The 15,637-nt window shown below is 63.0% G+C and carries 16 protein-coding genes; 8 read left to right on the top strand and 8 right to left on the bottom strand.

Features of this window, described 5'->3' with window-relative positions; translation table 11 throughout:
• Nucleotides 1-54: 54 nt before the first annotated feature.
• The 3 genes from ACGHJ7_RS00780 to plsY are packed head-to-tail and all read right to left on the bottom strand — an operon-like array spanning nt 55 to nt 2,171.
• Nucleotides 55-453 (bottom strand): hypothetical protein, encoded by a 399-nt coding sequence (locus ACGHJ7_RS00780; RefSeq protein WP_390473758.1) that lies wholly within the window; start codon nt 451-453, stop codon nt 55-57.
• A gap of 33 nt (nt 454-486) precedes the next feature.
• Nucleotides 487-1,575, bottom strand: a complete 1,089-nt coding sequence (gene dprA / locus ACGHJ7_RS00775) for a DNA-processing protein DprA (RefSeq protein ID WP_390473757.1) — start codon at nt 1,573-1,575, stop codon at nt 487-489.
• Nucleotides 1,572-2,171 (bottom strand): glycerol-3-phosphate 1-O-acyltransferase PlsY, encoded by a 600-nt coding sequence (plsY, locus tag ACGHJ7_RS00770; RefSeq protein ID WP_390473755.1) that lies wholly within the window; start codon nt 2,169-2,171, stop codon nt 1,572-1,574. Before plsY ends, dprA begins: the two co-directional genes overlap by 4 nt.
• A gap of 101 nt (nt 2,172-2,272) precedes the next feature.
• Here plsY and murI point away from each other — a divergent pair, with 101 nt between their 5' ends.
• The 5 genes from murI to ACGHJ7_RS00745 all read left to right on the top strand — a co-directional run bounded on the left by murI (nt 2,273) and on the right by ACGHJ7_RS00745 (nt 8,191).
• Complete coding sequence (gene murI / locus ACGHJ7_RS00765) at nt 2,273-3,067, top strand: glutamate racemase (RefSeq protein ID WP_390473753.1); 795 nt, start codon at nt 2,273-2,275, stop codon at nt 3,065-3,067.
• Between the two features lie 77 nt (nt 3,068-3,144).
• Nucleotides 3,145-4,365, top strand: coding sequence for a 5-aminolevulinate synthase (gene hemA, locus ACGHJ7_RS00760; protein WP_390473751.1), 1,221 nt, complete (start codon nt 3,145-3,147; stop codon nt 4,363-4,365).
• A gap of 66 nt (nt 4,366-4,431) precedes the next feature.
• Entirely contained in the window at nt 4,432-5,130 is a 699-nt protein-coding gene (locus ACGHJ7_RS00755) for a nitroreductase (RefSeq protein WP_390473749.1), read from the top strand.
• A 136-nt stretch (nt 5,131-5,266) separates the two neighbouring features.
• Nucleotides 5,267-7,480, top strand: a complete 2,214-nt coding sequence (locus ACGHJ7_RS00750) for an EAL domain-containing protein (protein WP_390473747.1) — start codon at nt 5,267-5,269, stop codon at nt 7,478-7,480.
• A gap of 51 nt (nt 7,481-7,531) precedes the next feature.
• Nucleotides 7,532-8,191 (top strand): LuxR C-terminal-related transcriptional regulator, encoded by a 660-nt coding sequence (locus ACGHJ7_RS00745; RefSeq protein ID WP_390474089.1) that lies wholly within the window; start codon nt 7,532-7,534, stop codon nt 8,189-8,191.
• Nucleotides 8,192-8,328: 137 nt separating this feature from the next.
• Here the strand turns inward: ACGHJ7_RS00745 and ACGHJ7_RS00740 are convergent, their stop codons facing one another.
• From ACGHJ7_RS00740 to ACGHJ7_RS00725, 4 genes are all read right to left on the bottom strand, one after another.
• On the bottom strand, nt 8,329-9,531 hold the full coding sequence (locus ACGHJ7_RS00740; protein ID WP_390473745.1) for a type III PLP-dependent enzyme: 1,203 nt from the start codon (nt 9,529-9,531) through the stop codon (nt 8,329-8,331).
• 201 nt (nt 9,532-9,732) lie between these two features.
• Nucleotides 9,733-10,908: a carboxynorspermidine decarboxylase gene (locus ACGHJ7_RS00735; RefSeq protein ID WP_390473744.1), complete on the bottom strand. Its 1,176-nt coding sequence runs from the start codon at nt 10,906-10,908 to the stop codon at nt 9,733-9,735.
• Nucleotides 10,908-11,378, bottom strand: a complete 471-nt coding sequence (locus tag ACGHJ7_RS00730) for a hypothetical protein (protein WP_390473742.1) — start codon at nt 11,376-11,378, stop codon at nt 10,908-10,910. Before ACGHJ7_RS00730 ends, ACGHJ7_RS00735 begins: the two co-directional genes overlap by 1 nt.
• Before the next feature lie 6 nt (nt 11,379-11,384).
• Complete coding sequence (locus tag ACGHJ7_RS00725) at nt 11,385-12,608, bottom strand: saccharopine dehydrogenase family protein (protein WP_390473740.1); 1,224 nt, start codon at nt 12,606-12,608, stop codon at nt 11,385-11,387.
• A gap of 73 nt (nt 12,609-12,681) precedes the next feature.
• Here ACGHJ7_RS00725 and ACGHJ7_RS00720 point away from each other — a divergent pair, with 73 nt between their 5' ends.
• The 3 genes from ACGHJ7_RS00720 to ACGHJ7_RS00710 are packed head-to-tail and all read left to right on the top strand — an operon-like array spanning nt 12,682 to nt 14,600.
• Entirely contained in the window at nt 12,682-13,653 is a 972-nt protein-coding gene (locus tag ACGHJ7_RS00720) for a threonine/serine dehydratase (RefSeq protein ID WP_390473738.1), read from the top strand.
• Between the two features lie 54 nt (nt 13,654-13,707).
• Nucleotides 13,708-14,160: an MAPEG family protein gene (locus tag ACGHJ7_RS00715; protein ID WP_390473736.1), complete on the top strand. Its 453-nt coding sequence runs from the start codon at nt 13,708-13,710 to the stop codon at nt 14,158-14,160.
• The gene (locus tag ACGHJ7_RS00710) at nt 14,157-14,600 is read left to right on the top strand and encodes an MAPEG family protein (protein WP_390473734.1); all 444 of its coding nucleotides are present in this window, start codon (nt 14,157-14,159) and stop codon (nt 14,598-14,600) included. Before ACGHJ7_RS00715 ends, ACGHJ7_RS00710 begins: the two co-directional genes overlap by 4 nt.
• Nucleotides 14,601-14,641: 41 nt before the next feature.
• Here the strand turns inward: ACGHJ7_RS00710 and trxB are convergent, their stop codons facing one another.
• Nucleotides 14,642-15,628 (bottom strand): thioredoxin-disulfide reductase, encoded by a 987-nt coding sequence (gene trxB, locus ACGHJ7_RS00705; RefSeq protein ID WP_390473732.1) that lies wholly within the window; start codon nt 15,626-15,628, stop codon nt 14,642-14,644.
• Nucleotides 15,629-15,637 lie beyond the last annotated feature (9 nt).

The following is a 15,637-nucleotide window of genomic DNA, read 5'->3' as shown; positions in this document are numbered from 1 at the left end:
CGCGCGAAGGTGGGGGCGGGGTGCGGAGGGGGTCAAGTAGCCAAGCTGATGTTTCTAGCTTCGACCAAATAGACGGATGCCGACCACGACAACGCCAAACAGTGCACATACGGCAGCAAGTGCATAAACTTGAAAGAACAGAAGGCTGAGTGAAGCTGTCGAACTGCTCGCCAAATCCACGGTGAAGGCGAAAACAGCGTAGGCAAAAACGGACACTGCAGATATCCAAATCGCAGCCTGGCGATATCGAGCATCCCTGCAACTTCTAACTGCGATCACCATCGCAATCTGCGGTACAGCGAGAAAAAAGCCTACGACCCCGACAAAGAGCAAGAACGCGATGATGCCGCCATCAGAAGGAACCCCCGTCCGCAGAACGGAAAGTATGATTGGACCTGCACAAAGCAGTGATCCAAGCTTCGTCAATCCGTCAGCTTGCTCAAAACTTTGCAATGCCCAAGCTCCTGTATTTTGGTTTCTGTTTTCTCATTTGAGGCTCACCCGCCCCGCCGCATGGCGCTCCAGCCGCCCTGCGATCTCCAGCTCCAGCAGCGCCAGTTGCACGGCCGCCGCACTCTCGCCCGACTGCCGGATGAGTTCGTCGACGGCTACCGGCGCGGTCGTCAGCAGGCTCGCAATGTCGGCGGGTTCGGCCTCCGCCAGCTCTTCCGACGCGTATTCGTAGTTCTGCGAGGCCTCGCGGAAGGTGCTGCGGGGGTTGCCGTCGAAGTCGGTGAGGAGTTCGACAACGTCTTCGGGCGACTGGACCAGCACCGCGCCCTCGCGGATTAGGTGGTTGCAGCCATGGCTGCGCGGCTCCAGCGGGCTGCCGGGGATGGCCATGACCTCGCGCCCCGCCTCGCCCGCCAGCCGAGCGGTGATGAGGCTGCCCGACTTGACCGCCGCCTCCACCACCAGCGTGCCGCCCGCCAGCCCGGCGATGATGCGGTTGCGGCTGGGGAAGTGGCTGCCGCGCGGTTCCGTACCCGGAGGCTGCTCGGCGATCAGCAGGCCCTCGTTCGCGATCCGCTCCTGCAGCTCGGCATGCTGCGGCGGATAAGCAATGTCGATCCCGCTGGCGATCACGCCGATGGTCCGCGGGAACGCGCCCTCGTGGCACGCGCCGTCGATGCCGCGCGCGAGCCCCGACACGATTGTTAAACCCTCCCCCGCAAGCGCAGAGGCGAACTCGCGCGCCAGCTTCACCGCCGCTGCGCTGGAATTGCGCGCGCCCACCATCGCGACGCAGGGCTTCGATGCTAGCGACAGGTCGCCGCGATAGCTGATGATCGGCGGCGCGCCCGATATCTGGCCCAGCAGCGCTGGATAATCCGGTTGGTCATGGAAAAGGTATTTCGCGCCCGCCTTGCGCACCCCCTCCACCTCTCGCTCGATCCGGTCGACCGGCGCAGCCCTGTAGCTCGCCCCGCCCTTCTTGCCCAAGTCGGGCAGCGCCTCCAGCGCGGCCTCTGCCGTGCCGAAGCGCGCCAGCAACTGCGCATAGCTTACCGGCCCGATGCGCGGGCTGCGCAGCAGGCGAATGCGTGCGAAAGCTTCGGACTGGCTGAGGCTCACTTTTTCGACGAGCCGACCTTGGGCTCCTCGCCCCTCGCCAGCCGTGCGATGTTCTCGCGGTGCAGGTAGACGATCAGCACCGCGATGGCTGCCAGCACCGGGAAGAATTGCGGGTATCCGAACAGCGGCGCGGCAGCGGCGGCAGCGACGACCGCCGCCATCCCGGCAAGCGAGGATATGCGGAAGATCGCCAGAACGCTCAACCACACGAAAGCGTAGGCCAGACCGATCGGCCAGCCGAGGCCGAAGGCGACGCCCGCATTGGTCGCCACGCCCTTCCCGCCCTTGAAGCCGAGCCAGACGGGGTAGCAATGGCCAAGAACCGCAGCGCCTGCGGCGAAGGCCATCGCCTTTTCGTCCCAGATCTGCCCGGCCGCGAACACGGCGACGAACCCCTTGGCGAGGTCGAGCAGCAGGGTCGCCGCGGCCAGCCCCTTGTTCCCGGTACGCAGCACGTTGGTCGCGCCGATATTGCCGCTGCCGATACTGCGCACATCGCCGAGACCGGCGGCCTTCGTCAGCAGCAGGCCGAACGGGATGGACCCGATCAGATAGCCCATCAGGGCGGGAATCCACGCTTCCAAATCGACCTCCATTCGCCCCGAGCTTGTCGCGGCGGTCCATTGTCCTATAGCGCTGCACTAGAAGGAAAAGCACGGCCTGTACAAGCGCGGGCGGCCACGATCTGGAGCATTCGGTGAAGCCTGAAAGTCCCATCCTGCTGTTCGATTCGGGCGTCGGCGGACTTTCGATCCTGCCCGCCGTGCGCGAAGCGTTGCCCGGCGCGCCGCTGATCTACGCCGCCGACTTTGCCGGGCTGCCCTATGGCGGCAAGACCGAGGCGGAAATCGCCGCGCGGGTCTGCGGGTTGCTGGGCCGGCTGAGCGAGCGATACCAGCCGCGCCTCATCTGCATTGCGTGCAATACCGCCAGCACCATCGCCCTGTCGATGGTGCGCGACGTGCTGGAGACCCCGATCGTGGGCACGGTTCCGGCGATCAAGCCTGCAGCGAAGCTGACGCGGACCGGCACCTTCGGCATTCTGGGGACGGAGGCCACGATCCGGCAGGCCTATGTCGACGACCTGGAACGGGAGCATGCCGGGGGCAAGACCATGCTGCGCCATGCCGCGCCCGACCTGGTGATGCTGGCCGAGGCGAAGCTGCGGGACGAACACATCTCGGTCGATGCGGTGGCCAATGCCTGCACCGGCCTCAGCCTGCAGCAAGGGGGGCGCGACATCGATGTGGTGGTGCTCGCCTGCACCCACTTCCCGCTGCTGCGCGGCGAGCTGCAGGAGGCATTCGGCAAGGACGTTACGCTCATCGACGGGGCGCAAGGCATCGCCCGCCGCATCGCCGCCCTGTCCGACGGGCAGAAGTTCGCTTCCGGTCGCCCGGACCGCATGGTCATGACCGGCGGGGCCACCCTGCCGAAGCCGCTCGTCGAAACCCTCAAGACCTACGGCCTCGATCAGATAGATCGGATTTAACCCGCTTTCCTGCGAACGGTTCGCAAAGATCACGGTGGCATTCGAGGGATTGTGCCATTATCTGCGGGGCCGAAGCCATGAATTACGACCATATCTTCGACCAGGCGATCCATCGCCTCCATGCCGAGGGACGCTACCGCGTCTTCATCGACATCCTGCGCAACAAGGGTGCGTTCCCCAATGCGCGGTGCTTTGCCGGTCACAACGGTCCCAAGCCGATCACGGTCTGGTGCTCCAACGATTACCTCGCCATGGGCCAGCATCCCAAGGTGATTTCCGCGATGGAAGAGGCGCTGCACGATGTCGGCGCCGGCTCCGGCGGCACGCGCAATATCGGCGGAAACACGCATTACCACATCGAACTGGAGCGCGAGCTTGCCGACCTGCATGGCAAGGAAAACGCGCTTCTCTTCACCAGCGGCTATGTCTCCAACGACGCGACGCTGTCCACGCTGTCGAAGCTGCTGCCGGGCTGCGTGATCTTCTCCGACGAGCTGAACCACGCCAGCATGATTGCCGGCATCCGCAATTCGGGCTGTCCGAAGCGGGTGTTCCGCCACAACGATCTGGAACACCTGGAAGAACTGCTGGCGGCAGAAGACATCGACGCGCCCAAGGTCATCGCCTTCGAAAGCGTGTATTCCATGGACGGCGACGTCGCGCCGATCCACGCGATCTGCGACCTGGCAGAGAAATACAACGCCCTCACCTATATCGATGAAGTCCACGCCGTGGGCATGTATGGCGCGCGCGGCGGCGGCATCTCCGAACGCGACGAGGCTGCGCATCGGATCGACATCATCGAAGGCACGCTGGGCAAGGCGTTCGGCGTCATGGGTGGGTATATCGCCGCCGATGCCAAGATCATCGACTGCATCCGCAGCTATGCCCCCGGTTTCATCTTCACCACCTCGCTCAGCCCTGCCCTCGTCGCGGGCGTGCTGGCCGCAGTGAAGCATCTCAAATCCTCTAGCGAGGAACGCGACGGTCAGCAGGCTGCCGCCGCCACGCTCAAGACTATGCTGCGCGATGCCGGCCTGCCCGTGATGCCCAGCACGACGCATATCGTGCCGCTGATGGTCGGCGACCCGGTGCGGGCGAAGAAGATCAGCGACATCCTGCTCGCCGAATATGGCTGTTACGTGCAGCCCATCAACTATCCCACCGTGCCCCGCGGGACGGAGCGCCTGCGCTTCACCCCCGGCCCCGCGCATACCGAAGCGATGATGCGCGAACTGACCGATGCGCTGGTGGAGATCTGGGACAGGCTCGACATGGAGCTGGCCGAGGCCGCCTGACCGTAGGGTATTTTGCACCTGCGCGCCGCTGCGCTAGAGCCGCCTGAAATCTTTTCAGGAGCATTCATGAGCGGCAATCCGGACCAGACCTTCGCTGAAGTCGTACGCGGGCGCAAATCCATCCGCGGCTATCTCGACAAGCCCGTGCCCAAGGCGCTGATCGAAGAAGTCATTGGCCTCGCCATGCGCTCGCCGACGTCGATGAATACGCAGCCATGGCATTTCCACGTCATCACCGGCGAACCGCTCGACCGCATCCGCAAGGGCAATACCGATCGCATCCTCGCAGGCGAGCCGGACAGCCGCGAATTCCGCCGCGGGGAGCCCTTTGCCGGCGTCCACCGCGAACGCCAGATCGAGGTCGCGGTGCAGCTCTTCGGCGCGATGGGTATCGAACGCGACGACAAGGAAAAACGGCAGGACTGGGTCCTGCGCGGATTTCGCCAGTTCGACGCCCCCGTCTGCGTCATCGTGACGTTCGACCGGGAATTGTCGGGCAGCGACGACACCGCGTTCGACTGCGGCGCGGCCACGACCGCTCTCGTCAACGCGGCATGGAGCCGGGGCCTTGGCTGCGTGATCAACTCCCAGGGCATCATGCAGAGCCCCGTCGTGCGAGAACATGCGGGCATTCCGGACGAACAGGTCATCATGAAAGCGGTCGCAATGGGCTGGCCCGACCCCGAGTTTCCGGCAAACTCTGTCTACACCAATCGCAAGGATCCCGAAGACGCTGTCCGTTTCGTCGGATTCGAGGACGATTGACCGGGAGACTGCGGGTCCATCGCAAGCCTTGGTGGCGGCCCCCGACTTAGGGGGTTATTAACCACGCAGTGCCTATTGCGGCCTTCAAAGGTCGCAAGAAAGGCAGGTCACCACAGCGATGTCGGTGCGTTCAATCATGAGCAGTCTGGGTAGCCGCGGTAACGCCGGCGATGCCGCTGCGGCTGCAAACGATGCACAGTCCAGGCCGGGACAGATCGGCGCAACCCGCCTCCAGGTCATGGAGGATATCGAGGATGCGGGGATCGGGTGGATATGGGCCAGCGATGCCGAAGGGCGCCTGACCTACATCACCGAAGCCGCTGCCGGCTCGGTCGGCAAGCAGCCGGAAGAACTGGTCGGCAAGAAAGTCGTCGAACTGTTCGAGACCGATCCGGACAATCCCGACCAGGGTACGCAGCGCCCATTCAGTTTCCAGCTCAAAGCGCACACGAAGCTGAACGGCCTGACGGTCCGCTACGCGCTGGGCAAGTCCCGGCATGACGTGAAGCAGACCTGGTGGACGCTGACCGCGCATCCAAAGTTCGATGCGAACGGCAATTTCGTCGGCTATCGCGGCTACGCCGAGGATGTCTCCGTCGAATACGAGCGCAAGCTGATCGATTCCCGGCTGGCGGAATTCGATTCCCTCACCGGCCTCGCCAACCGCCACTACATGAACAAGCGGCTCGACTCGATCCTCGCCAGCTACCGGCAGGCGGAACGGGCATGCGCGCTGATGATGCTCGACCTCGACAAGTTCAAGCAGGTCAACGACACGCTGGGCCACGCGGCCGGGGACAGCGTGCTGGTTCAGGCATCGGAACGGATCAAGTCGATCATCGGCAATCGCGGCGAAGTCGGACGCCTTGGCGGCGACGAATTCCAGATCATCCTGCCCGATATCGACGACCGCGGGACTTTGGGCGAGATCGCCGAGAAGATTATCGCGATCGTCAGCCAGCCCTATCCCCTGGAAGATGACAAGCGCGCCCTCATCGGCACGTCCGTAGGCATCGCCATCGCGCCCTATGACGGGCTGGAGCGGGAGGAACTGGCAAAGGCATCCGATCTCTCGCTCTACGCGGCCAAGAACGGCGGGCGCGGCCAGTTCCGGTTCTATGCGAGCGACCTGAAGGACGAAGAGCAGGAACGACAGGCGCTGCTCGACGATTTGCGCGAAGCCCTGGCGAACGGCGAGCTGGAACTGCACTACCAGCCCGTGGTCGACGCGGTCGACAACACGGTGGTCTGCATGGAAGCGCTGATGCGCTGGCAGCACGAGGAACGCGGTTTCGTAAGCCCGGCGCAGTTCATTCCGGTCGCGGAGGAAAGCGACCTCATCAACCAGATGGGCGAATGGGCCCTGCGCCAGGCGTGTAAGGATGCATCCGAATGGCCGTCGACGGTGAAGGTTGCGGTCAATGTCTCGCCGGTGCAGTTCGCCACGCGCAACTTCCCCGAAGTCGTGGCCAATGTCCTTGCCCATAGCGGCTTCGAGCCCGGACGCCTGGAACTGGAATTGACCGAGACGATTTTCCTCGGCGATTCCGAAGCGACGGACGAAACCTTCAAGACGCTGAAGGGTCTGGGCGTGAGGCTGGCGCTGGACGATTTCGGCACGGGATATTCCTCGCTCAGCTACCTGCGCTCCGCCCCGTTCGACAAGATCAAGGTGGACCGCAGCTTCGTCGATTCCTGTACCGAGCAGGAGCAGAACAGCGCCAAGATCATCGCTGCGATCGTCGGCCTGTCCAATGCGCTGAGCATGGAAACCACGGTCGAGGGCGTGGAAGCGTTCGACCAGCTGAAGGTCGTGCGCGACAAGGGCGCGAAGCTGATCCAGGGCTGGCTCTATTCGAAGGCGCTCACGCAAGAGGTCATTCTCGAGCGGATCGAAAGCGGCAGTTTCAAGATCGAGCCGGAAGGGCCGGACAAGTATCGCAGCGAGCGACGCTCCGTCTTCCGCAAGATCGGCATCATTCACGACGATCATCATTATACGGCCACCATGCGTGATCTTTCTACCCGCGGCTCGCGAATAGAGGGACTGGTCGGGGTTCCGGTCGGAACACCCCTGGTGCTTGACCTCGGCGGAGGACAGCTGGTCGTGTGCGAAGTGAAGCGTTCGCAGGATGCGACCATCGCGGTCGAGTTCGAATCCCCGCTGGTGAGCGACGGGGCCGGCGGCCTCTGCACGCGGCACCGGGTCTCTCCCTATGCGCTTGCTGCTGCGGGGATGCCGCTCACCTCGATTCCGGAAGGCCGCTATCCCCACGAGGCGATCTCCGGCAAGCCGACGAGCAAGCCGCAATTCATGGAAATCCAGGTCGGCGGGAAAGGCCTGGGCTGAAAGTCCACAAGATAAGTTGATTTCGTTGCAATTCGCACCGATATGCGTGTCATGAGTGACGGAAAGCCATCGAACGGTTCGGACAAGAACCAGCCTCCCGTATCATTCGAGCCTCCGCCGGAATGGGTCCTGACCCTGATCGAGGCGAGCCCGATTGCATCCGTCGTTTCCGATCCGCGCCTGCCCGACAATCCGCTGGTCGCCGTCAACAAGGCGTTCGAGGAACTGACCGGTTTCTCTGCCGAGGAATGCGTCGGTCGCAATTGCCGCTTCCTGGCGGGCGAAGGCACCGAACCGTGGCTGACGGAGCGCATCCGCGAAGGCGTGAGAGAGCGTAAACCGGTTCTGGTCGAGATCCTGAATTACAAGAAGGACGGAACCCCGTTCCGCAATGCCGTTCTGGTCGCGCCGATCTACAGCGACGACGACCAATTGCAGTTTTTCCTCGGCAGTCAGGTGGAGGTGTCGGAAGACCAGTCCAGCGTATCGATCGGGCGCCAGCGCCGCGCGACGGAAGCGCTCAAGACCCTTTCGCCGCGCCAGCTCGAAGTGACCCGGATGGTGGCATCGGGACTGCGCAACAAGCAGGTGGCGGCCGAACTCGGCCTGTCGGAAAAGACGGTGAAGATGCACCGCGGCCTGGCGATGGAGAAGCTGGGGCTGAGCTCCAGTGCCGACCTCGTCCGCATCGCGGTAGAGGCCGGTATTTGAAGCCATGGACTTCGGGTCAGGCTGGTAATCGCGGCGCCGGTTCCCAAATGAAACCTGCCGGCTGAACCTGCTGTCGAATCTCCCCCTTTAAGGCGAAGGTTCAGTCGGCACCCTCCCCCCGGGAAATCCCGTAAAACTCAGCGCAGATTGACCACGTTGTCGGTCGCCGGGCGATCGCGGTCGCCGCGGTACAGGCTCGCCATCGGCTCGTCTTCCACGTCGATGCTGATCGCCTCGCCAAATCCGTTGAAGCCGGTTTTCATCGCGGCGCCGTACGCACCCAGCATCCCGATCTCGATGTAGTCGCCTGCCTGGATGTCCTCCGGCAGCGCGAAGGGACCGGGCATGTAATCGGCATCGTCGCAGGTCGGACCGTAGAACGCGAAGTCCATGTCCGGCTTGATCAGGTCGTCTTCCAGCGGCTTGACCGGGAATTTCCAGTCGACATGCGCAGCATCGAACAGCGCGCCATAGGCCCCGTCATTGATGTAGAGCTCGTCGCCCCGGCGTTTCTCCACCTTGACCACCAGCGACGAATATTCCGCCGACAGCGCGCGGCCGGGCTCGCACCACAGTTCGGCGTTGTAGGCGATGGGCAGCGCGTAGAAATGCTGGTGGATGATCTGGAAGTAATCTTCCAGCGGTGGCGGCTCCATTCCGGGATAGATGCTCGGGAAGCCGCCGCCCACGTCGATCATGTCGATCACGACCGACGCCTCTGCGATGGCGGCGCGGGTGCGGTCCAGCGCCTGCACGAAGGCAAACGGGCTCATCGCCTGGCTGCCGACATGGAAGCACACGCCCAGCCAATCCGCATGCTGGCGAGCGACCTGCAACAGGGCCGGCGCCTCGGTCAGGTCGCAGCCGAACTTGGCCGCCAGCGACAGGGCCGCATGCTCGCTCGACACGCGCAGGCGCACGCAAAGGCGCAGGTCGGTTGCAGCGTTGCCGTTCTCGTCACGGCAGGCCTCGACGATCTTTTCCAGTTCCTCGACGCTGTCGAGACTGAAAGTCTTCACACCGTGCTGGCGATAGGCTTCGCGAATGGCGCCCGGCGCCTTGATCGGGTGCATGAAGCACAGCGTTGCATCGGGCAGGACCGAGCGCACCATCCGCACCTCTGCAATCGAGGCGACGTCGTAATGCGTCACGCCATTGTCCCACAGGATCTTCACGAGATCCGGCGAGGGGTTGGCCTTCACGGCATAGAGCGACTTGCCCGGGAATTTCTCGACAAAGAAACGCGCCGCGCGCGCTGCTGCGTGCGGACGGTTGAGAATGACCGGTTCATCCGGCGAAAGCGCGCGGACTACAGCCTTGGCGTCGGGATAATGCTGCAACTCAAGGGACCCCCTAAACAATCCTTGCGGACCGTGAAACGACACGCTGCCTTGCGGTTAGGAAGTCCCCCCATTTCCGGGGGCGGGGCAGCAGGAGGCGCGCATATAAATCGTACTTCATGAAACGCAAGTGAATACCGCCCGCGCCGTCCGCAAGTTTCGAAGGGGTGCTTCGGGGCTGATCTGCGATGGATCGTGCGCTCAGCTCAGACGGCTGCGAAAATCCTCGTATCCGAAGGCCTTCACCTGCTCCAGCGCGTCGGTTTCGCTGTCCCACAGCCAGATCGATGGCAAGGGAACGCCGTTGAACGTGTTGGTCTTCACCATCGAATAATGCGCCTGGTCCAGGAACGCGAAACGCTGGCCTGCCTTGGCGCCGCCGGCCACGTGGTAATCGCCGATGACGTCGCCTGCGAGGCATGACGAGCCGCCGAGCCGCACCGGGGCCCCTTCCCCTGCCCCCTCGCCCAGCATGGCCGGGCGATAGGGTGCCTCGATCACGTCGGGCATGTGGCAGGTGGCGGATACATCGGTGATCGCGAAAGGCACGCCGTTCACACCGGTGTCGAGGATTGTCCCGACGAGGATACCCGCATCAAGCGCAACCGCCTCGCCCGGCTCGAGATAGATTTCCGCGCCGGTATCTTCCTTCGCATCCTTGAGGAACTCGACCAGCTCCTCGCGCTGGTAATCGGCGCGGGTGATATGATGTCCACCGCCCATGTTGATCCATTTGAGCTGCCCGAACCACGGCTCGATCGCATCGAACACCTTGTCCCAGGTCTGCGCCAGCGGCTCGAAATCCTGCTCGCACAGATTATGGAAGTGGATACCCTCCACGCCTTCCATGTGCTCGGGCTCCAATTGGTCGAGCGGAAAGCCGAGCCGACTGCCGGGGCTGGAGGGATCGTAGCGTGGCACCTCGCCTGTAGGCACCTGCGGGTTGATCCGCAGCCCTACGCTGACATCGCCGCCGGTCAGCTTGGCCTGTTCCAGGATCAGGGCAGCGCGCTCCATCTGCTTGGGCGAATTGAAAATCACGTGATCCGACAGGCGGCAGACCTCTTCCAGATCCTCCGGCTTGTAGGCGGCGCAATAGGTGCTGATCTCGCCATCGTAGAACTCGCAGGCGAGGCGCGCCTCCCACAGACCCGACGTGCACACACCGTCGAGATATTCGCCAATGATGGGCGCAGCGCTCCACATGGAGAAGGCCTTGAGCGCAGACAGCACTTTGATGTCCGCCTCGTCGCGGATGTCCGCCAGAACCTGGCAATTGGCGCGCAATTTCGCAGCGTCGACCACGAAGGCTGGGCTGTCGACACGGTTCAAGTCGAAATGGGCGAAGGCGCCCGGATCACCGGCTTTGGTTTCCATCAAGCAATTCGCTCTTTTATTGATTCGATGTGCGTTGCCCACCATGAAATAGCAGCAGAATAGACATCGCGTGCGTCTTCCCCTGCCCGGAATCCTTTGGTCAAAGGCATAAAGAGGCACTCATCCAGTTCGTACTGCTCTAATTCTCCGTCAGAGTATTCCAGCAATACCGGTATTTCGCTCGCATCCAATAAGTCATGGTCGTACGTATGGATCGCCCTATCTCGCGAACCCTTGATAAAATCGCGATACATTTCGTCGTTTCGATCCTGCTCAAATTGCAGCGAAATCGAAGATTTGACCTGCTCGCCTCTTTTCGCATCAACCTTATCGAGGACGTCGCCGACTAACCGCAAAAGAGCCAAGGCACCTATCCATTGGAGCCGTAGTAAATTGTGATCAGACTCAGCCTCCATTACCTCATGGGCGAGGCGGCAGTCTGCCAACACATCTTCGGCTGTGAAACGCATAACTGATCAGAACTCGACCGGACCGTCCATTTCCTTCACCTGCCAGGGCAGGCCGTGCGCGTTGAGCATGTCCATGAAGGGATCGGGGTCCATCTCTTCCATGTTGAAGACGCCGTGTCCCGACCACTTGCCGGTGACCATCATCGCCGAGCCGATCATGGCAGGAACCCCCGTCGTGTAGGAGACGGCCTGGTTGCCGGTCTCCTCGTAGGCCGCCTCGTGGCTGCAGATATTGTTGATGTAGAACGTCTTCTCGCCGGAGCCATCCAGCGCCTCGCCGGTCGCGATGACACCGATATTGGTGTTGCCCTTGGTCGTCTCGCCCAGCGTTTCGGGCTTGGGCAACACGGCGGCGAGGAATTGCAGCGGGATGATATCCTTGCCCTGGTACTTGATCGGCTCGATCCCGGTCATGCCGACATTCTGCAGCACGGTCAGGTGCTTGATGTATTCGTCGCCGAAGGTCATCCAGAACCGCGCGCGCTCCAGTTCCGGATTGAACTTCGCGAGGCTTTCCAGCTCCTCGTGATACATGAGATAGGCGTTTTTCGGCCCCACCGCCTCGAAGTCGAACTCGGTCGAAACCTGCATGGCGGGCGTTTCCACCCACTCGCCGTCTTCCCAATGGCGCGCGGGCGCAGTCACTTCGCGGATGTTGATTTCCGGATTGAAATTGGTGGCAAAGGCCTGCCCGTGATCGCCGCCGTTGCAGTCGAGGATGTCGAGCTGGCGGATCGTCTTCAGCTTGTGCTTCTTCAGCCACATGGTGAAGACGGATGTGACGCCCGGGTCGAAGCCGGAGCCCAGCAGCGCCATCAGCCCGGCCTCCTTGAACCGGTCGTGATAGGCCCACTGCCACTTGTATTCGAACTTCGCCTCGTCTTTCGGCTCAAAGTTTGCGGTGTCGAGATAATCGACGCCCGCCTCCAGGCACGCGTCCATGATCGGAAGGTCCTGATATGGCAGGGCGAGATTTACGACGAGGCTGGGCTGCACCTTCTTGATAAGGTTGACCATTGCCGGGACTTCCTCGGCATCGATCTCGTAGGTGGCGATGTCGACCCCGGCACGCTCCTTCACGCTGGCGGCAATCGCATCGCATTTCGATTTCGTGCGGCTGGCGAGGTGGATGTCGGAGAAAATGTCCTTGTTGAACGCCATCTTATGGACGCAGACCGAACTGACGCCGCCGGCACCGATTACGAGAACTGTTGCGGATTTGGACGACATCGAAGGCTCCTGCAGGACGCTGAATGGTGAATTTGCTTGCCGCTCACATAAGCCAATGCGCTAGGACGACAAGATGATCCGAACACCTCGATCCACCGGCGTGCACGATGCGCTGGCCAGCCTGCGGGCCATTCCCCTGCCGCCCACTCCGCTCCTGCCGCTGGAGATCGGCGGTGTCCGGCTTCATGCAAAGGTCGAGAGCCTGCAACCGGTCGGGGCGTTCAAGATACGCGGCGCGTGGTGGCGCCTTACGAGCCTCTCGGCCAGGGAGCGGGAGGACGGGGTCGTTGCCGTATCCAGCGGGAACCATGCGCAGGGCGTCGCCTGGGCGGCAAAACGGCTGGGCATAGAAGCGACCATCGTGATGCCGCGCGACGCACCGCCCGTAAAAATAGAGGCGACGAAGGCTCTCGGCGCGAAAATCGTCCTTTACGATCGGCCGGGAGAGGACCGTGACGAGGTCGCGGCGACCGTGCTGGAGGCGCAGGGCGGCACGCTGGTCCATGCCTTCGGTGACCCCTGGGTGATCGAGGGTCAGGGCACGGCCGGACTGGAAACAGCGGAGCAGCTCGGCCGCAATCCCTCGCGCTTCGTCGTCTGCTGCGGGGGCGGCGGTCTGGCAGCCGGGCTCGCCCTCGCCTGCCCGGACAGCGCCATCGTTCCGGTCGAACCGGAAGGCTGGGACATGTTGGGGCAGGCATTGCGGCGGGGCGAGATAGTCTCCGTCGGCGAGCCCAAACCGAAAACCATCTGCGACGCCCTGCAGCCCGATGCGACGAAGCCGATAAACCTCGGCTTGCTGCTGGGGCGCAGCGATCCGGGCGTGACGGTCAGCGACGAGGAGGTGCGCGAGGCCCAGCGGTTCGCCTTCTCCCGCCTCAACCTCGTGGTGGAACCGGGCGGCGCAGCGGCGTTGGCCGCCGTGATTGCCGGGAAGGTGGAAACCGACAGCGATACGGTCGTGATGCTGACAGGCGGAAATGTCGATCCGGAACGTTTTGCGCGCACGATCTCCACAGGCACGATGCGCGGCCGAGCGGCGTGAATTGACAACGCCCCGCTGCCCTTGCAGCTAGGCGGCGCAACAGGGAGAGTTCGAATGCAGGCTCAAATGCTCGCGCCAGCGGCGGTTCTGGTCGTGTGGTCGCTGGTCATGCTGTTCTGGATGGCCGGCACGCGCTTCCCCGCCATGAAGGCGGCGGCAGGCAATCTCGCAAACGCCAGACCGGGCGGCCGGGGCCAGGATCTCGAAGGGGTCGTGCCCGACAAGGTCAACTGGAAAGCGCACAATTACGCGCATCTGATGGAACAGCCGACGATTTTCTACCCCACCGTGATCATCCTCGCGATCATGGGTGCATCGGCCATCGACGTGCTCTTCGCGTGGATTTACGTCGCGCTTCGCATCGTCCATTCGGTGTGGCAGGCGACAGTGAACAAGGTGAGCGTCCGCTTCCTGTTCTTCGTTCTTTCGACCATCGCCCTGATCGTCCTCGCGCTGAGGGCGGTATGGGCGACCCTTTTCTTTGATCCGGGAGCATTACCGGTATGACCGATACAGCCATTCTCCAGCCCCTCGTCGCGCTGCTGGTGTGGACGATGATCATGTGGGGCTGGATGTACGCGACCCGCATTCCCGCCATGAGCAAGCAGGGCGTTTCGCCCGGCGAACTGGCGGAGAACAACACGGCCGCCCTGCTGGACAACAAGCTGCCGACCAGCGTCCAGCGCAAGGCGCACAATTACAATCACCTGCACGAACAGCCGACCGTATTCTACGCAGCCGTGCTGGTGCTGGCGATTACCGGCCAAGGCGGCGAGATGAATACGCTGCTGGCCTGGATCTATACCGGCCTCCGCGTGGTCCACTCACTGGTGCAGGCGACCGCCAATGTGGTGATGGTGCGTTTCGTGCTGTTCGCCCTGTCGAGCGTGGTGCTGATCGCGCTGATCTTCCACGCCGCCGTGAAGGTCTTCGACATCCACATGTAAGACGCCCCGGTCGGTAAGCCGATACCCGGAGCGCCAGAGACCTACTCTGCCGCTTCGGGAACGGCCTCCACATGACCGTCGGGTTCGATTTCGAGCCCGGCGATGAAGCGTTCTCCGTCAAGCGCCGCCTGGCAGCCCATGCCTGCCGCCGTAACTGCCTGGCGGTAAACCTTGTCGGTCACGTCGCCTGCGGCGAATACGCCCGGCACTTCTGTCTTGGGCGTGCCCGGCTCGACCAGCAGATAGCCGCCATCGTCCATCGGCAGCTTGCCCTTGAACAGTTCCGTCGAGGGCGCATGGCCGATGGCAACGAACGCGCCGTCCACTTCCAGCGTCGATGTCTCGCCCGTCTGCGTGTCCTTCAGCACGAGGTGGTGCAGCGAGCCATCCTCCCCGGCCTCGAAGCTTTCGACCGTCTTGTTCCACAGGGTCGAGATCTTGTCCGACTTGAACAGGCGGTCCTGCAGGATTTTCTCCGACCGCAATTCGTCGCGGCGGTGGATCAGCGTCACGTCGTCGGAATGGTTGGTCAGGTACAGCGCTTCCTCGACTGCGGTGTTGCCGCCACCGATCACCGCGACTTTCTTGCCGCGATAGAAGAACCCGTCGCAGGTCGCACAGGCGGATACGCCCTTGCCGCCCAGTTCCTGCTCTCCCGGCACGCCCAGCCACTTGGCCTGCGCACCGGTGGCGATGACCAGCACGTCGCCGATATATTCGTCGCCGCTGTCGCCGATGGCGCGGAAGGGCGAACCGCTGTCGATATCGACCTCGACAATGGTGTCCCACATCATGCGCGTGCCGACATGCTCTGCCTGCGCCTTCATCTCTTCCATCAGCCAGGGGCCCTGGACCACGTCGCGGAAGCCGGGATAATTCTCGACGTCGGTCGTAATCGTCAGCTGGCCGCCGGGCTGCAGGCCCTGGACCACGATGGGCTCCATCATGGCGCGCGCGCCGTAGATCGCGGCGGAATAGCCTGCGGGGCCGGAGCCGATGATGAGCATCTTGGTGCGATGGGTAGCCATGTCAGTCCT

Origin of the sequence: Altererythrobacter sp. MTPC7, assembly GCF_042851395.1 — a bacterium.
Classification (GTDB): Bacteria; Pseudomonadota; Alphaproteobacteria; order Sphingomonadales; family Sphingomonadaceae; genus CAJXSN01.
Note: the sequence above shows the minus strand (reverse complement) of the source record. Positions and strands in the feature narration are given on the sequence as shown.